This window comes from Lentzea sp. NPDC042327 (assembly GCF_040647275.1).
Lineage (GTDB): Bacteria > Actinomycetota > Actinomycetes > Mycobacteriales > Pseudonocardiaceae > Lentzea.
In genome coordinates this window covers 320,720-337,539 of the sequence record NZ_JBEZBX010000005.1, presented here as the reverse complement: position 1 = coordinate 337,539, position 16,820 = coordinate 320,720, and the positions used below count along the sequence as shown (strand labels likewise).

Here is a 16,820-nt window from a genome sequence, read left to right as displayed (position 1 = left end):
CCGGCGGGTGGTCAGCGCTGGAGCACGACCTCGTCAGCGGCTCAGCGGAACGTCCACGAACGAGCCGTTGCCCGTCGGTGCCGCGGACCGGGCCGTGGCACTCGTCGTCGACGGCGCCGGGACGAAGGAGCGCAGCTTCGGGAGGCCCGCCGGCGTCCGGTAGGCGATGACCCAGGTGTTCTCGGCGAGCGACAGCGTCGGGTCCACCTCCGTCTCGTCGGCGTAGGCGGTGATCTCGTGCCACGGCCACCACGCGGTCGAGGCGTGGGCCTGCTGACCGGTGCGGTAGGTGAAGCCGTCGGTGCCGCGGACGGCCACCTCCAGCGTGCCGGAGGTGGGCGCCAGGACAGCACTGGGCGGGCCCGCCGCCGTGACGCCCGGCGAGAGCTCACCGAGGATCGGCGTCCACGTGCCGTTGGCCGCGGAGCTGTGGGTGTAGACCTTGCCGTCGGTCGTGCGGGCGAACAGTTGCAGGACGCCGCCGTCCAGCGCGACCGCGGCGGCGGGACCGGTGTTGCCCGTGCCGCCGTTGTTCTGCCACACAACGGTTTCCGTGGTCGGCGTCAGCGCCGTGGTGCCGTACGTGCCGTCGGTGCGCAACGCGACGACCTTGATCGTGTTGTCGACCGCCAGCACGGTGAGCTGACCGGTCGGGCGGGGTTCGCCGGTCTGGAACGACTGGCCCTTCACCCGCGACCACGGGAGCAGGTCGCCGTTCGCGGTCTTCTGCGACCGCGTCCAGAGGAAGCCGTCCTTGTCCACGGCCACGTACGAGACGAGGCCGTTGGTGCGCACGAGCTGCGGCGGCGACTGCATCCGGCCGCCCAGGTCGGCGAGACCGCCGAACGAGGCCCCCGGCTGGGCCTGGAAGGCGCCGCGGGCGTCGGAGTCCTCGGTGTGCGCCGCGATCCGCAGCGACTGGTCCTGGTTGTCCACGATGGACGGAACACCGGTGAGGTTCGTGACACCGGGGAACGTCTCGAAGCCGTTGGGGCCGCCGGAGAGGCTGCGCACCTCGGCGTGGACGAGCATGCCGTCCTTCGCGACGTAGGCGTACTGCAGGTAGCCGTTGGACGTCTTGGTGAGCGCCGCGGCGGCCAGCCGGTTCCGCGGCACGACCGGGCGGTCCGGGTTCGGCTCCGGGGTGCGGACGCAGTTGTCGGTCAGCGCGAACACGGACAGGTCGTCGTGCCAGCCGTTGCCGACCTCCCGGCCGAAGCCGGTGACCGGGTCGCCCTGCCAGGTGCCGTTCGTCTCGTCGTAGCGGTACCAGAGCAGCTGGCCGGTGTCCGGTCGCGTGCCGTACAGCACGTCGCCGCCGGGGGAGAAGACGCGGCTGAACATCTGCCAGCCGAAGCCGACCGGCTTCGCGTACTCGAGCCAGCGCTGCGACGGCGCGTGGTAGCGGAAGCGGAACAGCTCACCGCCGGGACCGGCCTTGCGGGCGTAGACCACACCGTTGCCCGCGGCCGTGATGAGGTCGTACTGCTCCCAGCCGGTGTCGATGACCGCGGCCGCCCAGGCGCCGCCCGACTCGTCGTACGAGCGCCAGTGCAGGTTGCCTGCCTTGTCCACGTCGTAGAAGTGGCCGAGCGGGTCGACCGTGACCCTGTTCTTGAAGTTCGCGTCGGCGTGGTCCTGCCAGTCGTCGGCGATCTTGCGCCCGCTGCCGCCGTCCTCCCAGCCGGTGTTCGGGTCCAGCCGGAAGCGCCAGAGCTCCCCGTTCTCCTTGACGTCGTAGACCCGGCGGTCGGGGCCGCCGAACGCCCGCGACGCCCAGCCGGAGCCGACCTGGTTCCACTGGTTCCACTGCGCGGCACCGGTTTCCGGTTCCTGGTGCGGGTAGAGCCACAGGTTGCCGTCCGGGTAGACGGTGAAGATCAGCGCCTCGGAGTTGCACCTCAGGTAGCCGTCGGCCGCGTGGGCGACGACGGACGTGCCCGGTGCCACGACGGTGCCGAGCACCGCCGCCAGCGCGACGGCGATGGACGTGCTTCTTCTTCGCGACAGCTCAGGTCGCATCGATCCCCCCAGGGCATGTGTGAAGTTGGGCGATGGCCCGCGCCCCTCCCTTGGCCCGTGCACCGCGCACGAAGCATGCGGCGCGCACCCCGCCCACCGCAAGGGGCTTGCTTTCCGCGGCGCCGGAACGCATCCTGTGCGCTGCGTCGTGTCCGACCTGGGGAGGTGCCGGGCAAGGCGGCCTGGGTGGACACATGGGGGGATTCGACGTGGCCGAACCGCGGTTCTTCAGCATGCCCGGAAAACGGGCGCCGGGCAGCCGCGGCCGGCGTGCCGGTCTGGCCGGACTCGTGGGTGTGTTGGTGCTCACCATCGCCGGTCCCGCGCTCGCGGAGGTCTTCCCGGAGGCGTTGCAGCGCACCATCGCCGTGATGGGCCCGGCGTCCGGGCCCGGACAGCAGTGGGGTGACGCGGCCGCCGCGAACGGCGACCCGGCGGCGAACAGGGCAGACCCCCGGTCGTTGCAGGCGGAGTACCAGCCCGTGAAGGGCCAGGACACACCGTCCGCGAAGGACAACCCCACCGAGGTCGTCACGAGGGAACGCGGCGCCGTCCGCGGGTTCGACGCCGCCACGAGCAAGGAGCTCGCCGACCGGCGAACCGAGACGAGCCGCACGTTCGGCAACGCCGACGGCACCGAGACCACCGAGGTCAGCCAGGAGCCGATCAACCACCGCGGGCCGGACGGCAGCTGGGCACCGGTCGACCCGAGCCTGGTGGCCGCGGGCGGCGGCTGGCGCAACGCCTCGGACAGCGTCGACATCAGGCTCGCCGCCGCGGCCGACGCCACGCCGCTCGTGCGGTACGCCCTCGACGGCGACCACGAGCTCGGCTTCTCCCTGCGCGGGTCCGCCGCGTCCGCCGGGCAGGTGAGCGGCTCCTCGGTGACCTACCCCGCCGTCCAGCCGCGGGTCGACCTCAGGTTCGACGTCAGCGCGGGCACGGTCAAGGAGTCCATCGTCCTGCACTCCGCGGACACGCCGCGGACGTTCGACTTCCCGTTGCACCTCAAGGGACTCACGCCGCGCATCAGCAACGGCAACCTGGAGCTCACCGGCCGTGACGGGAAGGTCGCCGCCGTCGTGCCCGCCGGGTTCATGGTCGACGCCCACGACGGCCCCGCCGGTGGCGTCCAGTCGAAGGGCGTGCGGTACGAGCTGGCCGGACAGGTGCTGCGGGTCACGCTCGACGACGCGTGGCTCCGAGACCCGGCGCGCAAGTACCCGGTCGTGGTCGACCCGACGGTGACCACGCCGGAGTCCGGCCACACCATGTACGTGCAGCGCGTCGGCAGCTCGTCGAACACCAGCTACTCCGACGGGGCCCAGCTGCGCGCGGGCACCGTGGTCGACAACGGCACGCGGATCAACGCCGCCACCTACCTCGACTTCTCCGGCATCGAGAACACCCTGCGCAACCACCGGATCTTCGGCGCCACCCTCGGCCTCACCAACGAGTGGTCGTACTCCTGCGGCGCCCGGCCGGTGTCGGTGCACCCGGTCACGCAGGGCTGGAACGCGTTCGCCGGCACGTACCCCTACCCCGGCCCCGCCTACGGTGGTGAGCTGGCGAGCTCGTCGTTCGCCTACGGCTACATCGCGCCGGGCAGCTCGCGGTCGAACTGCCCGCAGGCCACCGCCGCGATCGACCTCGGCGCCGCCGGTCGCGACCTCGTGCAGCGCTGGGTGACCGGCCAGCAGGCCAACTACGGCCTCACGGTCCGCGCCTCCGAGACCGACGTCTACGGCTGGAAGAAGTTCTACGGTCACGCGACGGCGAACAAGCCGAAGCTCTCGATCACGCACACCCCGTACGACGCCGAGTACCGCTTCGACCGCCCGGTGCCCAAGCCCGCGCTGCTCAAGGGCGGTGTGCCCGGCACGATCGGCATCAGCGTGACGAACCGGGGCGCCACCACGTGGACCCCGGGCGAGTACGTGCTGTCGTACCGCCAGTTCGCCGCCAGCGGTGCGCCCATGGTGCAGGTGAACGACTCCGCGACGCTCACCGGTGACGTCGGCCGCGGGCAGACGGTCGCGCTGGAGGCGAAGATCTTCCCGCCCGCCGACTGGGGCGAGTACACGTTCGAGTTCTCCATGCACCGCAAGGGACACGCGTACTTCGTCGACGAGCAGATCCCGCCCGCGGTGCTCAACCTCGAGATGCAGAACGTGCCGCCGGCGTTGCAGGAGCAGTACCCGCCGAACGGCTACTCGGCACCGACGCTGCGCCCCACGCTGTGGGCCGGCGGCATCGACATCGACAACGGCGGTGCCGGCCTGCAGTACCGGTTCAAGGTCTGCGACAAGGACAACGCGTCGTCCTGTGTGGACTCCGGGTACAGCGCGAACCAGTCGTGGACCGTGCCGGCAGGCGCGTTGCGGTGGAGCAAGACCTACCTGTGGAACGCGTTCGTGAAGGACTCCGGTGGCGCGGAGAGCCAGCCGGTCCAGGGCAGCGCGCTGCTCACCGCCGTGCCGCAGCCGGAGATCACCTCACACCTGGGCAACGCGCCCTACAGCGGCAGCACCGGTGAGGTCGACGCGCAGGTCGGCAACTACCGCACCAGCGCGGTGGACCTGTCGGTCGGCGGTGTCGGGCCCGCGCTCGGCGTGTCCCGCACCTACAACAGCCTCGACCCGCGCCGGGACCTGACGTTCGGCGCCGGCTGGAGCACCCAGTTCGACATGCGGGTCGTCGAGGACACCGACGGCTCCGGCAACGCCGTGGTCACCTACCCGGACGGCCAGCAGGTCCGCTTCGGCCACAACGGCGGCGGCACCTACTCGCCCCCGCCCGGCCGCTACGCCACGTTCTTCCGCAACGACAGCGGCTGGACGCTCGTCGACAAGAACTCGACCGGCTACTTCTTCCGCCCCGACGGCAAGCTGGCCAGGATCGCCGACAACAGCGGTCGCTTCATCGACTTCACCTACGACGCCACCACGGGCCGGCTCACCTCCGCCGGCAACCCCGCCTCCGGTCGCGCGCTGACCTTCACCTGGACCGGCGACGTCGTCACGCAGGTCAGCGCGACCGTCGACGGCACCGAGCTGAAGTGGGCCTACACCTACTCCACCGACCTGCCCGAACGCGGGCGGCGGCTGGAGGAGGTCTGCGACCCGAAGGGCGGCTGCACCACCTACTCCTACGGCTGGGGCTCGCACTACCGCAGCACGGTCCTCGACACCCGGCCCGAGTCCTACTGGACGCTGGGCGAGACCGACGGCTCCGCCAAGGCGCACAGCCAGATCGGCCTCAACCTGGGCAACGACGCGGCCACGTACACCGACGTGACCCGCGGTGTGACCGGTGTGGCCCAGGGCTCACCGGACAGCGCGGTGTCGTTCGACGGCACCAAGTCGCGGGTCACGTTGCCGGACAACGCCATCCGCAAGAACCGCAGCGTCGCCGTCGAGCTGTGGTTCAAGACCACGAAGTCCGGTCCGCTCGCCGCGTTCGCCGACAAGCCGTTCACCGAGAACTCCGCGTTCAACGGCATGTACGTCGGCACGGACGGCAAGCTGCGCGCCCGGTTCACCACCACCGCGGCCACCCAGCCGGCACCGATCACCACCACGGGCACCGTCAACGACGGCCAGTGGCACCACGTCGTGCTCAGCGCGGACGTCGCCACGCAGGTCCTCTACCTCGACGGCGCCAAGGTCGGCGAGATCGCCGGTGACGTGCAGACGGCGGCGCTGAAGCACGGCCAGCTCGGCGCGGGCAACAGCTCCGGCCCCGCGTGGGGTGCGCCGCAGTGGTTCTTCCAGGGCGAGGTCGACGAGGTCGCCGTCTACGCGCACCCGTTGGGGCTCAACGAGGTCAACGCCCACGTGCAGGCCGCGAAGATGCCCGGCGCCCAGGTGGCGCGGGTGACGTTGCCGAGCGGCCGGGTCGCGGGCGAGGTCCGCTACGACACGGTCCGCGACCGGGTCAGCGAGCAGATCGACCGCAACGGCGGCTCGTGGCGGTTCGGCGCGCCCGCGTTCACCGGCAACGAGCAGAACCCGGTGCGCACGGTCCGGGTCACCGACCCCGGGAACCGCCACCACTTCTACGACTTCGACCCGCTGCGCGGACGCATCCTGCGCTACCTCTCGCCGCTCGGCATGGAGACCCGCAAGGAGGACCGCCCGCCGGGCTCCACGGCACCGGCACCCGGTGAGCCCACCTGCGCGCCGCAGCCGGACGGCAGCTTCTGCGACGTCCCGGTCACCGGTGGCGGTGGTTTCGTGAACGTCGAGTTCCAGGGCGTGCGGAACTTCTCCTACGACGAGGCCGGGTTCCAGACGACGATCACCGACGAGGTCGGCAACCAGGTCGTCCTGGCGCACGACCCCCGCGGCAACGTCACGTCCCGCAAGACCTGCCGCCGTGCCGCGGACTGCCAGGTCGCCCACTACACCTACTACCTCAACCCGGCCGACCTGACCGACCCGCGCAACGACAAGGTGATTGAGCACCGCGACGGGCGGTCGGCCGGCGCCACCGACAACACCTACCTCACCCGGTACTCCTACGACCCCAAGGGCCGGCTGCTGGAGCAGGTGACCGCGGACAACGCGTCCGTGAAGCACACCTACACCGACGGCAGCTCCGCGGCCGTCGGCGGCGGCAACGAACCGGCCGGACTGGTGAAGACCAGCCGCGACCCGATGGGCGCCGTCACGACGTACCTGTACCACCGCAACGGTGACGTGGCCGAGGTCCGGTCGCCGAGCGGTCTGCGGCAGGTCTCGACGTACGACGCGCTGGGCCGCAAGGTCACCGGCAAGACCATCTCCGACGCCTACCCCAACGGGCTGCTGACGACGTACAGGTACGACGAGCGTTCTCGGCTCGTGCGCGTCACGGCACCCGGTGTCGTGAACGTGCTCACCGGCAAGACGCACGTCCTGCAGACGTCCCTGGAGTACGACGCCGACGGCAACCAGACGAGGGTGTCGCGCGCCGACCTCACCGGCGGCGACCCGACCCGGGAGACGTTCACCCACTACGACTCGCGCGGCCGGGTCGAGCGGGTGGTCGACGCCGAGGGCGGGGAGATCTCGCTGGGGTACGACTCCTTCGGCAACACCACGTTCGTCGTCAACGCGGACGGCGTGCGCACCGAGTTCGCCTACACCGCCCGCAACGCGGTGTCCGAGGTGCGGCTGCGCGGCTGGAACGGCGACCCCGAGGGCGCGCCGGCGCTGCCCAACGGCTACCTCGTGGTGCAGCGCAACAGCTACGACCGGGCCGGCCGGCTCATCCGCACCACCGACGCCATGAACCGCACCGAGGTGCGCGACTACTACGGCGACGACCTGCTGTTCTCCCGCAAGCTGCTGGGAGCGGGCACGGGGACCGGCGCACCGCCGAAGATCGACCTGGAGACGAACTCCTACGACGGCGCCGGCAACCTCGTCGAACGCCGCCAGCCCGGCAACCTCGTCACGAAGTACACCTACGACGCCGTCGGCCGCACGCTCACCACCGTGGACGACCCCGGCGGCCTGGACCGGCGCACCGCGTTCGCCTACAACCTGAACGGCGGCATCACCCAGGTCACCCGCACCGGCAACACCTCCAACGCGGGGCAGCTGCAGAGCGGCACCGCGGAGGTCGTCGACTACGGCTACGACTCCTTCGGCCGGCGCACGTCGGAGGACGTGCGCCTGAACACCGGCCGGCTGCGCACCACGTGGGAGTACGACCAGCGCGGTCTCGTGCGCAAGGTCGTGCCACCGCGCGGCAACGAACCGGGCGCCAGCGCCGCCGCGTTCACGACCGACCTGACCTACGACGAGGCCGGCCGCCTGGTCGGCACGACCTCGCCCGCCGTCTCCGTCGTGACCGCCGAGAACGACCCCGCGACCGTGCGGCCCGTGACGAAGATCGGCTACAACGCGTTCGGCGAGTCGCAGCAGGCGCAGGACGCCAACGGCGTCGTGCACCGCTCCGAGGTCGACCGGCTGGGCCGGACCGTCAAGTCCTCCGCGCCCTCTTACACACCGCCCGGTGCGTCGCAGCCGGTCGAGGGCTTCTCCACGGCGCGGTACGACGGCAACGGCAACGTGCTGGAGACCGTCGACGCGCGCGGTGCGTCGACGACGTTCGAGTACGACCAGATGGGTCGCGTGGTGAAGACCACCGGCCCGGCCGGCAGCGTCGTGCGGACCTACACCAGGACCGGCGAGCTGCTGTCCACCGTGGACGAGAGCGGTGCGCGCACCGAGTCGACCTACGACGTGTTCGGCCGCCTCGCCACGAGCACCGTGCTGGAGCGGTCGCCCGCCAAGACCCTGACGAGCACCTACTCCTACAACGCGGCCAACCGCCTGGAGAAGGTCAGGTCGCCGCTGGGCGCCGAGTCGAAGCTGGAGTACGACGTGCTCGGCTCGCTCGTCCGCAGCACCGACCCCGCCGGTGTCGTCAACTCCTTCGGCTACGACCTCGCGGGCCGCCGGATCAAGGTGGCCGACGGCGCCGGCCGCGCCACGTTCACCGGGTACGACCAGGCGGGCCGGGTCGAGTCGGTCCGCCGCCTCAGTGCGTCCGGCGGGCTGGTCAGCCGTTCGACGTTCGTCCACGACGCCGCCGGCAACCTGACCACCGCCACCGACCCGCTGGGCCGCAAGACCACCTACGCCCACGACGCGCTCAACCGCACCGTCGGCCAGGTCGAGCCGGTCTCCGACACCGAGTCGATCACCACGTCCTCCGGCTACGACTCGGCCGGCAACCGCACGCGGTTCGTCGACGGCCGCGGCAACCGCACCGCCTACACCTACAACACGCTCGGCCTGCCGGAGTCCACGATCGAGGCGGCGACGGCGGAGCACCCCGCTCCGGCCGACCGCACGTGGACCACGACCTACAACGCGGCCGGCGACCCCGTGTCCGAACGCGCGCCGGGCGGTGTCGTCCGCACCCGCACGTTCGACCCGCTGGGCCGGCTGACGAAGGAGACCGGCTCGGGCGCCGAGGCGGCCACCACCGACCGCGGCTACGACTACGACGCGCTGGGCCGCCTGGTCGGCTCGTCCAGCGCGGGCGGCACCGACACGTTCACCTACAACGACCGCGGCCTGCTGCTGACGTCGTCCGGACCGGGCGGCACCGCGTCGCGCGAGTACGACGACGACGGCAACCTGACCGCGCGCACCGACGCATCGGGCACCTCCCGGTTCACCTACCTGCTCGGGCGGACCCAGTCCGTGCAGGACGGCGTGACCGGTCTGACGCAGACCTTCGGCTACGACACCGCGGGCCTGCTGAAGACGCTCGACCTGGGCAACGGCCGCACGCGCACCTACGACTACGACGACGGCGGCCGCCTGGCCAAGGACACCGTCGCCGGCGCCGCGTCCGTCGCCTACACCTACGACCGCGCCGACCGGGTGCTCACGAAGACCTCGACCGGCACGACGGCCGCCGGTCAGCAGACCTACGACTACGACCACTCGGGCCGCCTGAAGTCCTGGACCTCACCGGCCGGAACGGTCTCGTACGGCTGGGACGCCGCGGGCAACCGCACCCGCGCGGGCGACGCCCAGTCGACCTACGACGAACGCAACCGCCTCCGCACCGAGAACGGAGCGGTGGTCTCCCACAACGCGCGCGGCGGCGTGACCTCCCGTGCGGGTGTCACGGCCTCGTTCGACGCCTTCGACCGCATGGTGAGCCAAGGCGCGCAGACGTACACGTACGACGCGTTGGACCGCGTGACCAAGCGCAACGACAAGTCGTTCCAGTACAGCGGCACGTCCAGCGCGGTCGTGTCGGACGGCACCGCGGTCTACGGCCGCGACGCCTCCGGCTCGGTCCTCGCCATCGGCCAGGGCACCGACAAGAAGCTCGCCGTCTCCGACCGGCACGGCGACGTCGTCGGCACCCTCGACCCGGCCGGCACCATGACGTCGCTGGCCGACTCGACCGCCTACGACCCGTTCGGCGTGGTCACCTCCGGCGCCAAGCGCGCGGTCGGTTTCCAGGGCGAGTGGACCGACCCGGCCTCCGGCACGGTCAACATGGCCGCGCGCTGGTACAACCCGGGCAGCGGCGGCTTCGAGTCACGCGACTCGTGGACCCTGCCGGCCGCTCCGTCCGGCATGGCCAACCGCTACTCCTACGGGCTCGGGTCGCCGGTGAACCACGTCGATCCGACGGGCCACTACCCGTGCAAGGGCTTCGGCGGCGGCAACCCGTGCGGCGACGACAGCAGTGGCGGTCTCTGCATCCTCATGCCGATGCTGTGCTCGTGGTTCCCCGGCGGTGGCACCCACGAGGACCCCGGTGTCGGTGGCAGCAACCAGTCCAGCAGCAACCAGGGCAGCAGCAACCCGAGCAACAACAGGAAGAACAACAACTCGAACCAGCGCAGGACCCAGCAGCAGACCGACCCGTCGGTCAACGCCCGCAAGCAGGCCCAGGACTACGGTCGCCGCAACCCGTTGCCGGTACCGGAGGCGATGACCCAGCCGTCGTTCAGCGGTGACCGCAAGCCGCCGGTGTCGTCGGCGCCCGACCGGCGTTCCGAGGTCGCGAGCACGTACTCGAACCCGGTCAACGACGTGAACGACAGCTACCGCAAGCTCGAAATGCTGCTCGTGGTGCCCTCGAACGCCCTGATCGGCTCGGTGTCGCTCGCGTCGTCCGGCCCAGGCGAGATGACGTCGGTGCACTGGCGTCAGGACCGCGACCGCGATCCCGACGGCGTGCGGCCGCCCAAGGAGTGCGACCCCGACACCTACCTCAACCACAACGACCTGTGCCCTGCCGGCTCCGTGCCGCCGACGCCGCCGGACCCGCTCGCCGGCTGCGACTCGAACACCAAGGCCAACAAGCCGGAGCTTTGCGGGCAAGGCGGCTTCACGATGTGGGACCTCTTCGGAGGTGAGATCGAGGCCACAGCCGCCTGCGTGCAGGACCCCGGCGTCACCTGGGCATGCGGTCTCGCCGCCGCAGGTGTGGTCCTCGCCGTCATACCGTGGGGGAAGATCTTCAAACGCGCCGGCAGCGGTGTGGTGCGGCTGAGTCCGCTGGAACGGGCTGCGAGCCCGACGCTCACGGACCTGGACGAGGTCGCCGCGCACCTCGGCAAGCTCGACCACTCGCCGAGCAACGACCTCATGATCGGCCGAATCAGGGGCAACCTCCAGGCGGGAAGGCCGCTTCCGCAGAGCCAGACGAACTTCATGCGGCACGAGCTCACGGAGTCCGGACTCATGCAGCAGGGCATGAAGTACGAAGACGCGCACGAGCTGGCGCTCAAGACCCACGACCCCGGTAAGAACTACGACGTTGACATCATCGACAACGACCCGTCGTTCGGCCCGTGGTGGCGCAAGCAGAACGGCCTGCCGCCGAGGAAGTGAGATGTCGGCATGATCGAAGTAGATCTCCAGGGCCGCGGTGTGGTCGCGGTGGAGTTCGGCCGGATGAGCGCTCCACTGCTGGCGGACGACTGGCTCATCGACCGTTCCTCCGCGACCGCCACCGGTGCGGCGGGCAGCACCGTCGTGACAGTGGAGCTGTTGCGGCGGTTCGGCGGCGTCGCTCCGAGGGCGTTGCTCGGAGCGACCTACACACCACTCGGTGCAGAGGCGTCGGCGGGTGTGCTGGAGGTGCGGGTGCCCCGCGCCGCCACGTCGGCCGGCGGCGAGATCACCTGCGCGTCCCGGCTGTGGAAGAACCCGTTCGAGGTGGGCCTGCCGGAGGACTTCCCGGAAGGGGCCTTGAAAGGCGTTCTCTCCGGTGGGGCGGAGCTGCCCGCCGGAACGCTGGTGGTCGACCAGGCAGGCTTCGACGAGATGAACTCGTCGGCGTTCGCCTTCGAACAGGCGGGCGCACTGCTGCGCCGGGTCCTGTCGGCCTCGATGCGTGGGGAAGACGTCGAGGCCGTGGTGGTCAGGACGATGCAGAAGTGGTGACGGAGGACCTGGCGAGGTAGGCGGGCAGCGGCACCGGCCGTCGTCGTAGGCTGATCACCGTGCAACGCTGGCGCGGACTGGATCACCTCCCCGGCGGCTGGGGCCGCTGCGTGGTCACCATCGGTGTGTTCGACGGTGTCCACAGGGGGCATCAGGCGCTCATCGGCCGGGCCGTCGAGCTCGCGCGGGAGCGGGGGCTGCCGGGTGTCCTCATGACGTTCGACCCCCATCCGTCCGAAGTGGTCCGGCCGGGCAGCCACCCCGCCCAGCTCACGACGCTGCGGCGCAGGGCCCAGCTGGTCGAGGAGCTCGGGGTCGACCACTTCGTGGTGGTGCCGTTCAGCCTGGAGACCAGCCGGATGCCGGCGGACGAGTTCGTGCACGAGGTGCTGGTCGAGAAGCTGCACGCGGCGGCTGTCGTGGTGGGTGAGAACTTCACCTTCGGGCACAGGGCGGCGGGTAACGTCGCGATGCTGCGCCAGCTGGGGCAGCGGTTCGGCTTTGTGACCGAGGGGGCTGATCTGGTGTCCGCTGACGACGTGACCTACTCGTCGACCTACATCCGCGCGTGCATCGACGCCGGTGACGTGAAGGCCGCCGCGGAGGCGCTGGGGCGGCCGCACCGGCTGGAGGGGATCGTCGTCAAGGGCGACGGGCGGGGCAAGGACCTGGGGTTCCCCACCGCGAACCTGTCGACGCCCCGGTTCGCGGCCGTGCCCGCGGACGGGATCTACGCCTGCTGGTTCACCGACGCCAAGGGGCGGACGCTCAAGGCCGCCGTCTCGGTCGGCACGAACCCGACGTTCTCGGGACGGGAACGGCGGGTCGAGGCGTTCGTGCTGGACGTGGACGAGGACTACTACGGCCAGCGGGTCGCCGTGGACTTCGTGGAACGGCTCCGCGAGATGGAGAAGTACGACTCCGTCGAGGCGCTCCTGGAGCAGATGCACCGGGATGTAGACCGAACGAGGGAACTGCTCACCGAGTCGTGACCGTCAGATGGCACGAAGTGCGCATGTGACGGCCTTCGTGCTGGCAGGATGCGGGTCGAAGCAGGCTACGGGAGAGGCCAAGGTGGAGGACCACAAGATCGTTCAGCGCAACCTCGCCCTCCAGCGGGAGTGGTACGGGGAACCCCTGGGAGACCGGGTGAGGCGCTTGGTCGTGGCCTTCAACGTGTCGCAGGCGCAGCTGGCCGACGTGCTGGGGATCAGCGCGCCCATGCTCAGCCAGGTCATGAGCGGGCGGCGGGCCAAGATCGGCAACCCGGCCGTGCTCGCGCGGATGATCATGCTGGAGCGCAAGGTGCTCACGCCGGACGTGGCGACCGGGGCGCCGGAGGCGTTGCAGCGCGCGCTCGACGACGTGCGCGACTCCAAGCCGACCGTGTCGCGCGACTCGCTGCCGGTCAACGGCGACGAGAGCGTCGCGTACCCGGTGCTGCGCCGCGTCGCCGACCGGGTCGAGCTGCAGCAGGCCGCCGACCTCCTGCACGAGGACTTCCCCGCGATCGCCGAGCTGTTCCGCCGCGCCATCCGGGCCGCCGGGCCCCGGTGAGGTTCTTCACCGCCCTCTTCCCGCCCCGGAACGTGGTCGACGAGCTCGACGCCGTGCTGGACCGTTCGCTCGACATCGGGTGGACGAACTCCGGGAAATGGCACATCACGCTCTGCTTTCACGGCGAAAGCGCTGATGAGGAACGTTTCCGGGCACTCGCGGGACATCCCGTGCCGCAACTGCGGGTGAAGGGCTTCGGCGACTTCCGCGGCACGGTCCTGTGGGCGGGAATCGACGGCGACTTAAATGGGTTGGCACGGGCGGCGGGCGCGGACGACAATTGGAAAGCGCACCTGACGTTGGCCTACGGGTATCGGGGCCAGCCGATGCCGGCCTTCGAGAGCAGCCCGTGGACGCCGGCCGAGGCGGTGCTCGTGAGCAGCGCAGACGGCGTCCACTCGCCCGTGGCACGGGTGGGGTTGCGCACGTCAACGCGCCGTTGAGCGGTGTGCCTGATAACCTTCGCAGTTGGGTCTGGCTGCGGTCCGTGGCGGCCAGTACCGGCTACCCCGGCCAGCAATTCGGCGGGCGTGGGGCCGCACGGACCTGAACAAGTAGGAGAACCACCCAGTGGCACTGTCCACGGAGCAGAAGAAGACCATCCTCGGTGAGTACGGTCTGCACGACAGCGACACCGGCTCGACCGAGGCGCAGGTCGCGCTCCTGAGCAAGCGCATCGCCGACCTCACGGAGCACCTCAAGCAGCACAAGCACGACCACCACTCCCGCCGTGGTCTTCTGCTGATGGTCGGCCGTCGCCGCCGTCTGCTGAACTACCTGACCAAGGTGGACATCAACCGCTACCGCGCGCTGATCCAGCGCCTCGGTCTGCGCAGGTGATACCCGCCGAGGGGGAGTGACCGGCCGGTCGCTCCCCCTCGGCGCACAACCGGGTGTATACAGACCCCTGGTTGCAAAGAGGAACAAAACAGGGCCCGCATCGCGCGAAGCAGTTATCGCCGGTCCTCGGTAGTGGCCCTCTGGTGGAACGCCCCAGAGGACTTCGATCGAAGACCGGCCTCGTCAGAACGCGTGTTGCGGTGTCCCAAAAGACGAGGAGAAACACTTATATGACGGACATCGAAGTTCACGAGGCGACTGCCGTGATCGACAACGGCAAGTTCGGCTCGCGCACGATCCGCTTCGAGACCGGGCGCCTGGCGCGCCAGGCCGCGGGCAGCGTGGTCGCGTACCTGGACGACGACACGATGCTGCTCTCCGCCACCACGGCGTCGAAGCAGCCGAAGGAGCACTTCGACTTCTTCCCCCTCACGGTGGACGTCGAGGAGCGCATGTACGCCGCGGGCCGCATCCCCGGCTCGTTCTTCCGGCGTGAGGGCCGTCCGAGCACGGACGCCATCCTGACCTGCCGCCTGATCGACCGTCCGCTGCGCCCGTCCTTCGTGGACGGTCTGCGCAACGAGATCCAGGTCGTCATCACGGTCATGAGCCTCAACCCGGCCGACCTGTACGACGTCGTGGCGATCAACGCCGCGTCCGCGTCGACGCAGCTCGCCGGCCTGCCGTTCTCCGGCCCGATCGGTGGCGTCCGCGTCGCTCTGATCGAGGGCCAGTGGGTGGCGTTCCCGACCCACGAGCAGCTCGAGAAGGCCGTGTTCGACATGGTCGTCGCGGGCCGCGTGGTCGACTCCGGCGACGTCGCGATCATGATGGTCGAGGCGGAGGCCACCGAGAACGTGATCGACCTGATCGGCGAGGGCGCCGTCGCCCCCACCGAGGAGGTCGTGGCCGCTGGCCTCGAGGCCGCGAAGCCGTTCATCAAGGTCCTCTGCGAGGCGCAGGCGCAGCTCGCGCAGGTCGCCGCCAAGGAGACCGGTGAGTACCCGACGTTCCCGGCCTACCAGGCCGACGCGTTCGAGGCCGTCGAGTCGGCCGCCTCCGGCGAGCTCGCCCAGGCGCTGACCATCGCGGGCAAGGCCGAGCGCGAGAACAAGCTCGACGAGATCAAGGCCGCCACGCTGGACAAGCTGGCCGAGCAGTTCGAGGGCCGCGAGAAGGAGATCGGCGCGGCGTTCCGCTCGCTCACCAAGAAGCTGGTCCGCCAGCGGATCCTGCGCGACCAGGTGCGCATCGACGGCCGCGGTGTCACCGACATCCGCGACCTGGGTGCCGAGGTCGCCGTGATCCCGAGGACGCACGGCTCGGCGCTGTTCGAGCGCGGCGAGACCCAGATCCTGGGTGTCACCACGCTGAACATGCTGCGCATGGAGCAGCAGATCGACTCGCTGTCCCCCGAGACGCACAAGCGCTACCTGCACCACTACAACTTCCCGCCCTACTCGACCGGTGAGACCGGCCGCGTGGGCTCGCCGAAGCGCCGCGAGATCGGCCACGGCGCACTGGCCGAGCGCGCGCTCATGCCGGTGCTGCCGAAGCGGGACGAGTTCCCCTACGCGATCCGCCAGGTGTCCGAGGCGCTGGGCTCCAACGGCTCGACGTCCATGGGCTCGGTCTGCGCCTCGACGCTGTCGCTGCTCAACGCCGGTGTCCCGCTGAAGGCCCCGGTCTCCGGCATCGCGATGGGCCTCGTGTCCGACGAGGTCGACGGTGAGACCCGCTACGTGGCGCTGACCGACATCCTCGGTGCCGAGGACGCGTTCGGCGACATGGACTTCAAGGTCGCGGGCACCAAGGAGTTCGTGACGGCGCTGCAGCTCGACACGAAGCTCGACGGCATCCCGTCCGAGGTGCTGGCGGCGGCGCTGGGCCAGGCCCGCGACGCGCGCTACACCATCCTGGAGGTCATGGCCGAGGCCATCTCCGACCCGGACGAGATGAGCGCCTTCGCTCCGCGCGTCACGTCGGTCAAGATTCCGACCGACAAGATCGGCGAGGTCATCGGCCCGAAGGGCAAGATGATCAACTCGATCACCGAGCAGACCGGTGCCGACATCTCCATCGAGGACGACGGCACGATCTACGTCGGTGCGGCGGACGGCCCCTCGGCCGAGGCCGCGATCGACATGATCAACGCGATCGCGAACCCGCAGCTGCCGAAGGTCGGCGAGCGCTTCCTGGGCACCGTGGTGAAGACCGCGGCGTTCGGCGCGTTCGTCTCGCTGCTGCCCGGCAAGGACGGCCTCGTCCACATCTCGAAGCTGGGCAACGGCAAGCGCATCGCGAAGGTGGAGGACGTCGTCAAGGTCGGCGACAAGCTCCGCGTCGAGATCGCCGACATCGACCAGCGCGGCAAGATCAGCCTGGTGGTCGTGAACGAGGACGCCACCGAGGCGCCCGCGTCCGACGCCACCGAGGCGCCCGCTGCCACCGAGGCCGCTGAGGCGGCTCCCGCGCAGTGAGCAC

General features: G+C 70.5%; 8 protein-coding genes. 7 read left to right on the top strand and 1 reads right to left on the bottom strand.

Annotated features, from left to right (window positions below; translation table 11 throughout):
- Positions 1 to 33 precede the first annotated feature (33 nt).
- A complete protein-coding gene (locus AB0A63_RS15370) occupies positions 34 to 2,022 on the bottom strand; it encodes a tachylectin-related carbohydrate-binding protein (protein ID WP_360390707.1) in 1,989 nt (662 codons plus the stop codon).
- 194 nt (positions 2,023 to 2,216) lie between these two features.
- On the opposite strand from AB0A63_RS15370, the gene AB0A63_RS15365 reads away from it, so the two are divergent.
- The 7 genes from AB0A63_RS15365 (at position 2,217) to AB0A63_RS15335 (ending at position 16,816) form a co-directional block, all read left to right on the top strand.
- Positions 2,217 to 11,384, top strand: coding sequence for a LamG-like jellyroll fold domain-containing protein (locus AB0A63_RS15365; RefSeq protein ID WP_360390704.1), 9,168 nt, complete (start codon positions 2,217 to 2,219; stop codon positions 11,382 to 11,384).
- A gap of 9 nt (positions 11,385 to 11,393) precedes the next feature.
- On the top strand, positions 11,394 to 11,939 hold the full coding sequence (locus tag AB0A63_RS15360; RefSeq protein ID WP_360390701.1) for a hypothetical protein: 546 nt from the start codon (positions 11,394 to 11,396) through the stop codon (positions 11,937 to 11,939).
- 59 nt (positions 11,940 to 11,998) lie between these two features.
- Positions 11,999 to 12,931 (top strand): bifunctional riboflavin kinase/FAD synthetase, encoded by a 933-nt coding sequence (locus tag AB0A63_RS15355; RefSeq protein WP_360390699.1) that lies wholly within the window; start codon positions 11,999 to 12,001, stop codon positions 12,929 to 12,931.
- A gap of 82 nt (positions 12,932 to 13,013) precedes the next feature.
- Positions 13,014 to 13,496 (top strand): helix-turn-helix transcriptional regulator, encoded by a 483-nt coding sequence (locus AB0A63_RS15350; protein WP_360390696.1) that lies wholly within the window; start codon positions 13,014 to 13,016, stop codon positions 13,494 to 13,496.
- Positions 13,493 to 13,939 (top strand): RNA 2',3'-cyclic phosphodiesterase, encoded by a 447-nt coding sequence (locus AB0A63_RS15345; protein ID WP_360390693.1) that lies wholly within the window; start codon positions 13,493 to 13,495, stop codon positions 13,937 to 13,939. Before AB0A63_RS15350 ends, AB0A63_RS15345 begins: the two co-directional genes overlap by 4 nt.
- A gap of 127 nt (positions 13,940 to 14,066) precedes the next feature.
- Positions 14,067 to 14,336: a 30S ribosomal protein S15 gene (gene rpsO, locus AB0A63_RS15340; protein ID WP_360390691.1), complete on the top strand. Its 270-nt coding sequence runs from the start codon at positions 14,067 to 14,069 to the stop codon at positions 14,334 to 14,336.
- Between the two features lie 230 nt (positions 14,337 to 14,566).
- Positions 14,567 to 16,816 (top strand): polyribonucleotide nucleotidyltransferase, encoded by a 2,250-nt coding sequence (locus AB0A63_RS15335; RefSeq protein WP_360390688.1) that lies wholly within the window; start codon positions 14,567 to 14,569, stop codon positions 16,814 to 16,816.
- The last annotated feature ends 4 nt before the right edge of the window (positions 16,817 to 16,820 follow it).

Excerpts from the sequence above, each read along its gene's own strand:
- AB0A63_RS15370 (WP_360390707.1), bottom strand. The coding sequence starts at position 2,022 with ATGCGACCTGAGCTGTCGCGAAGAAGAAGCACGTCCATCGCCGTCGCG.
- AB0A63_RS15365 (WP_360390704.1), top strand. The coding sequence starts at position 2,217 with ATGGGGGGATTCGACGTGGCCGAACCGCGGTTCTTCAGCATGCCCGGA.
- AB0A63_RS15360 (WP_360390701.1), top strand. The coding sequence starts at position 11,394 with ATGATCGAAGTAGATCTCCAGGGCCGCGGTGTGGTCGCGGTGGAGTTC.
- AB0A63_RS15335 (WP_360390688.1), top strand. The coding sequence starts at position 14,567 with ATGACGGACATCGAAGTTCACGAGGCGACTGCCGTGATCGACAACGGC.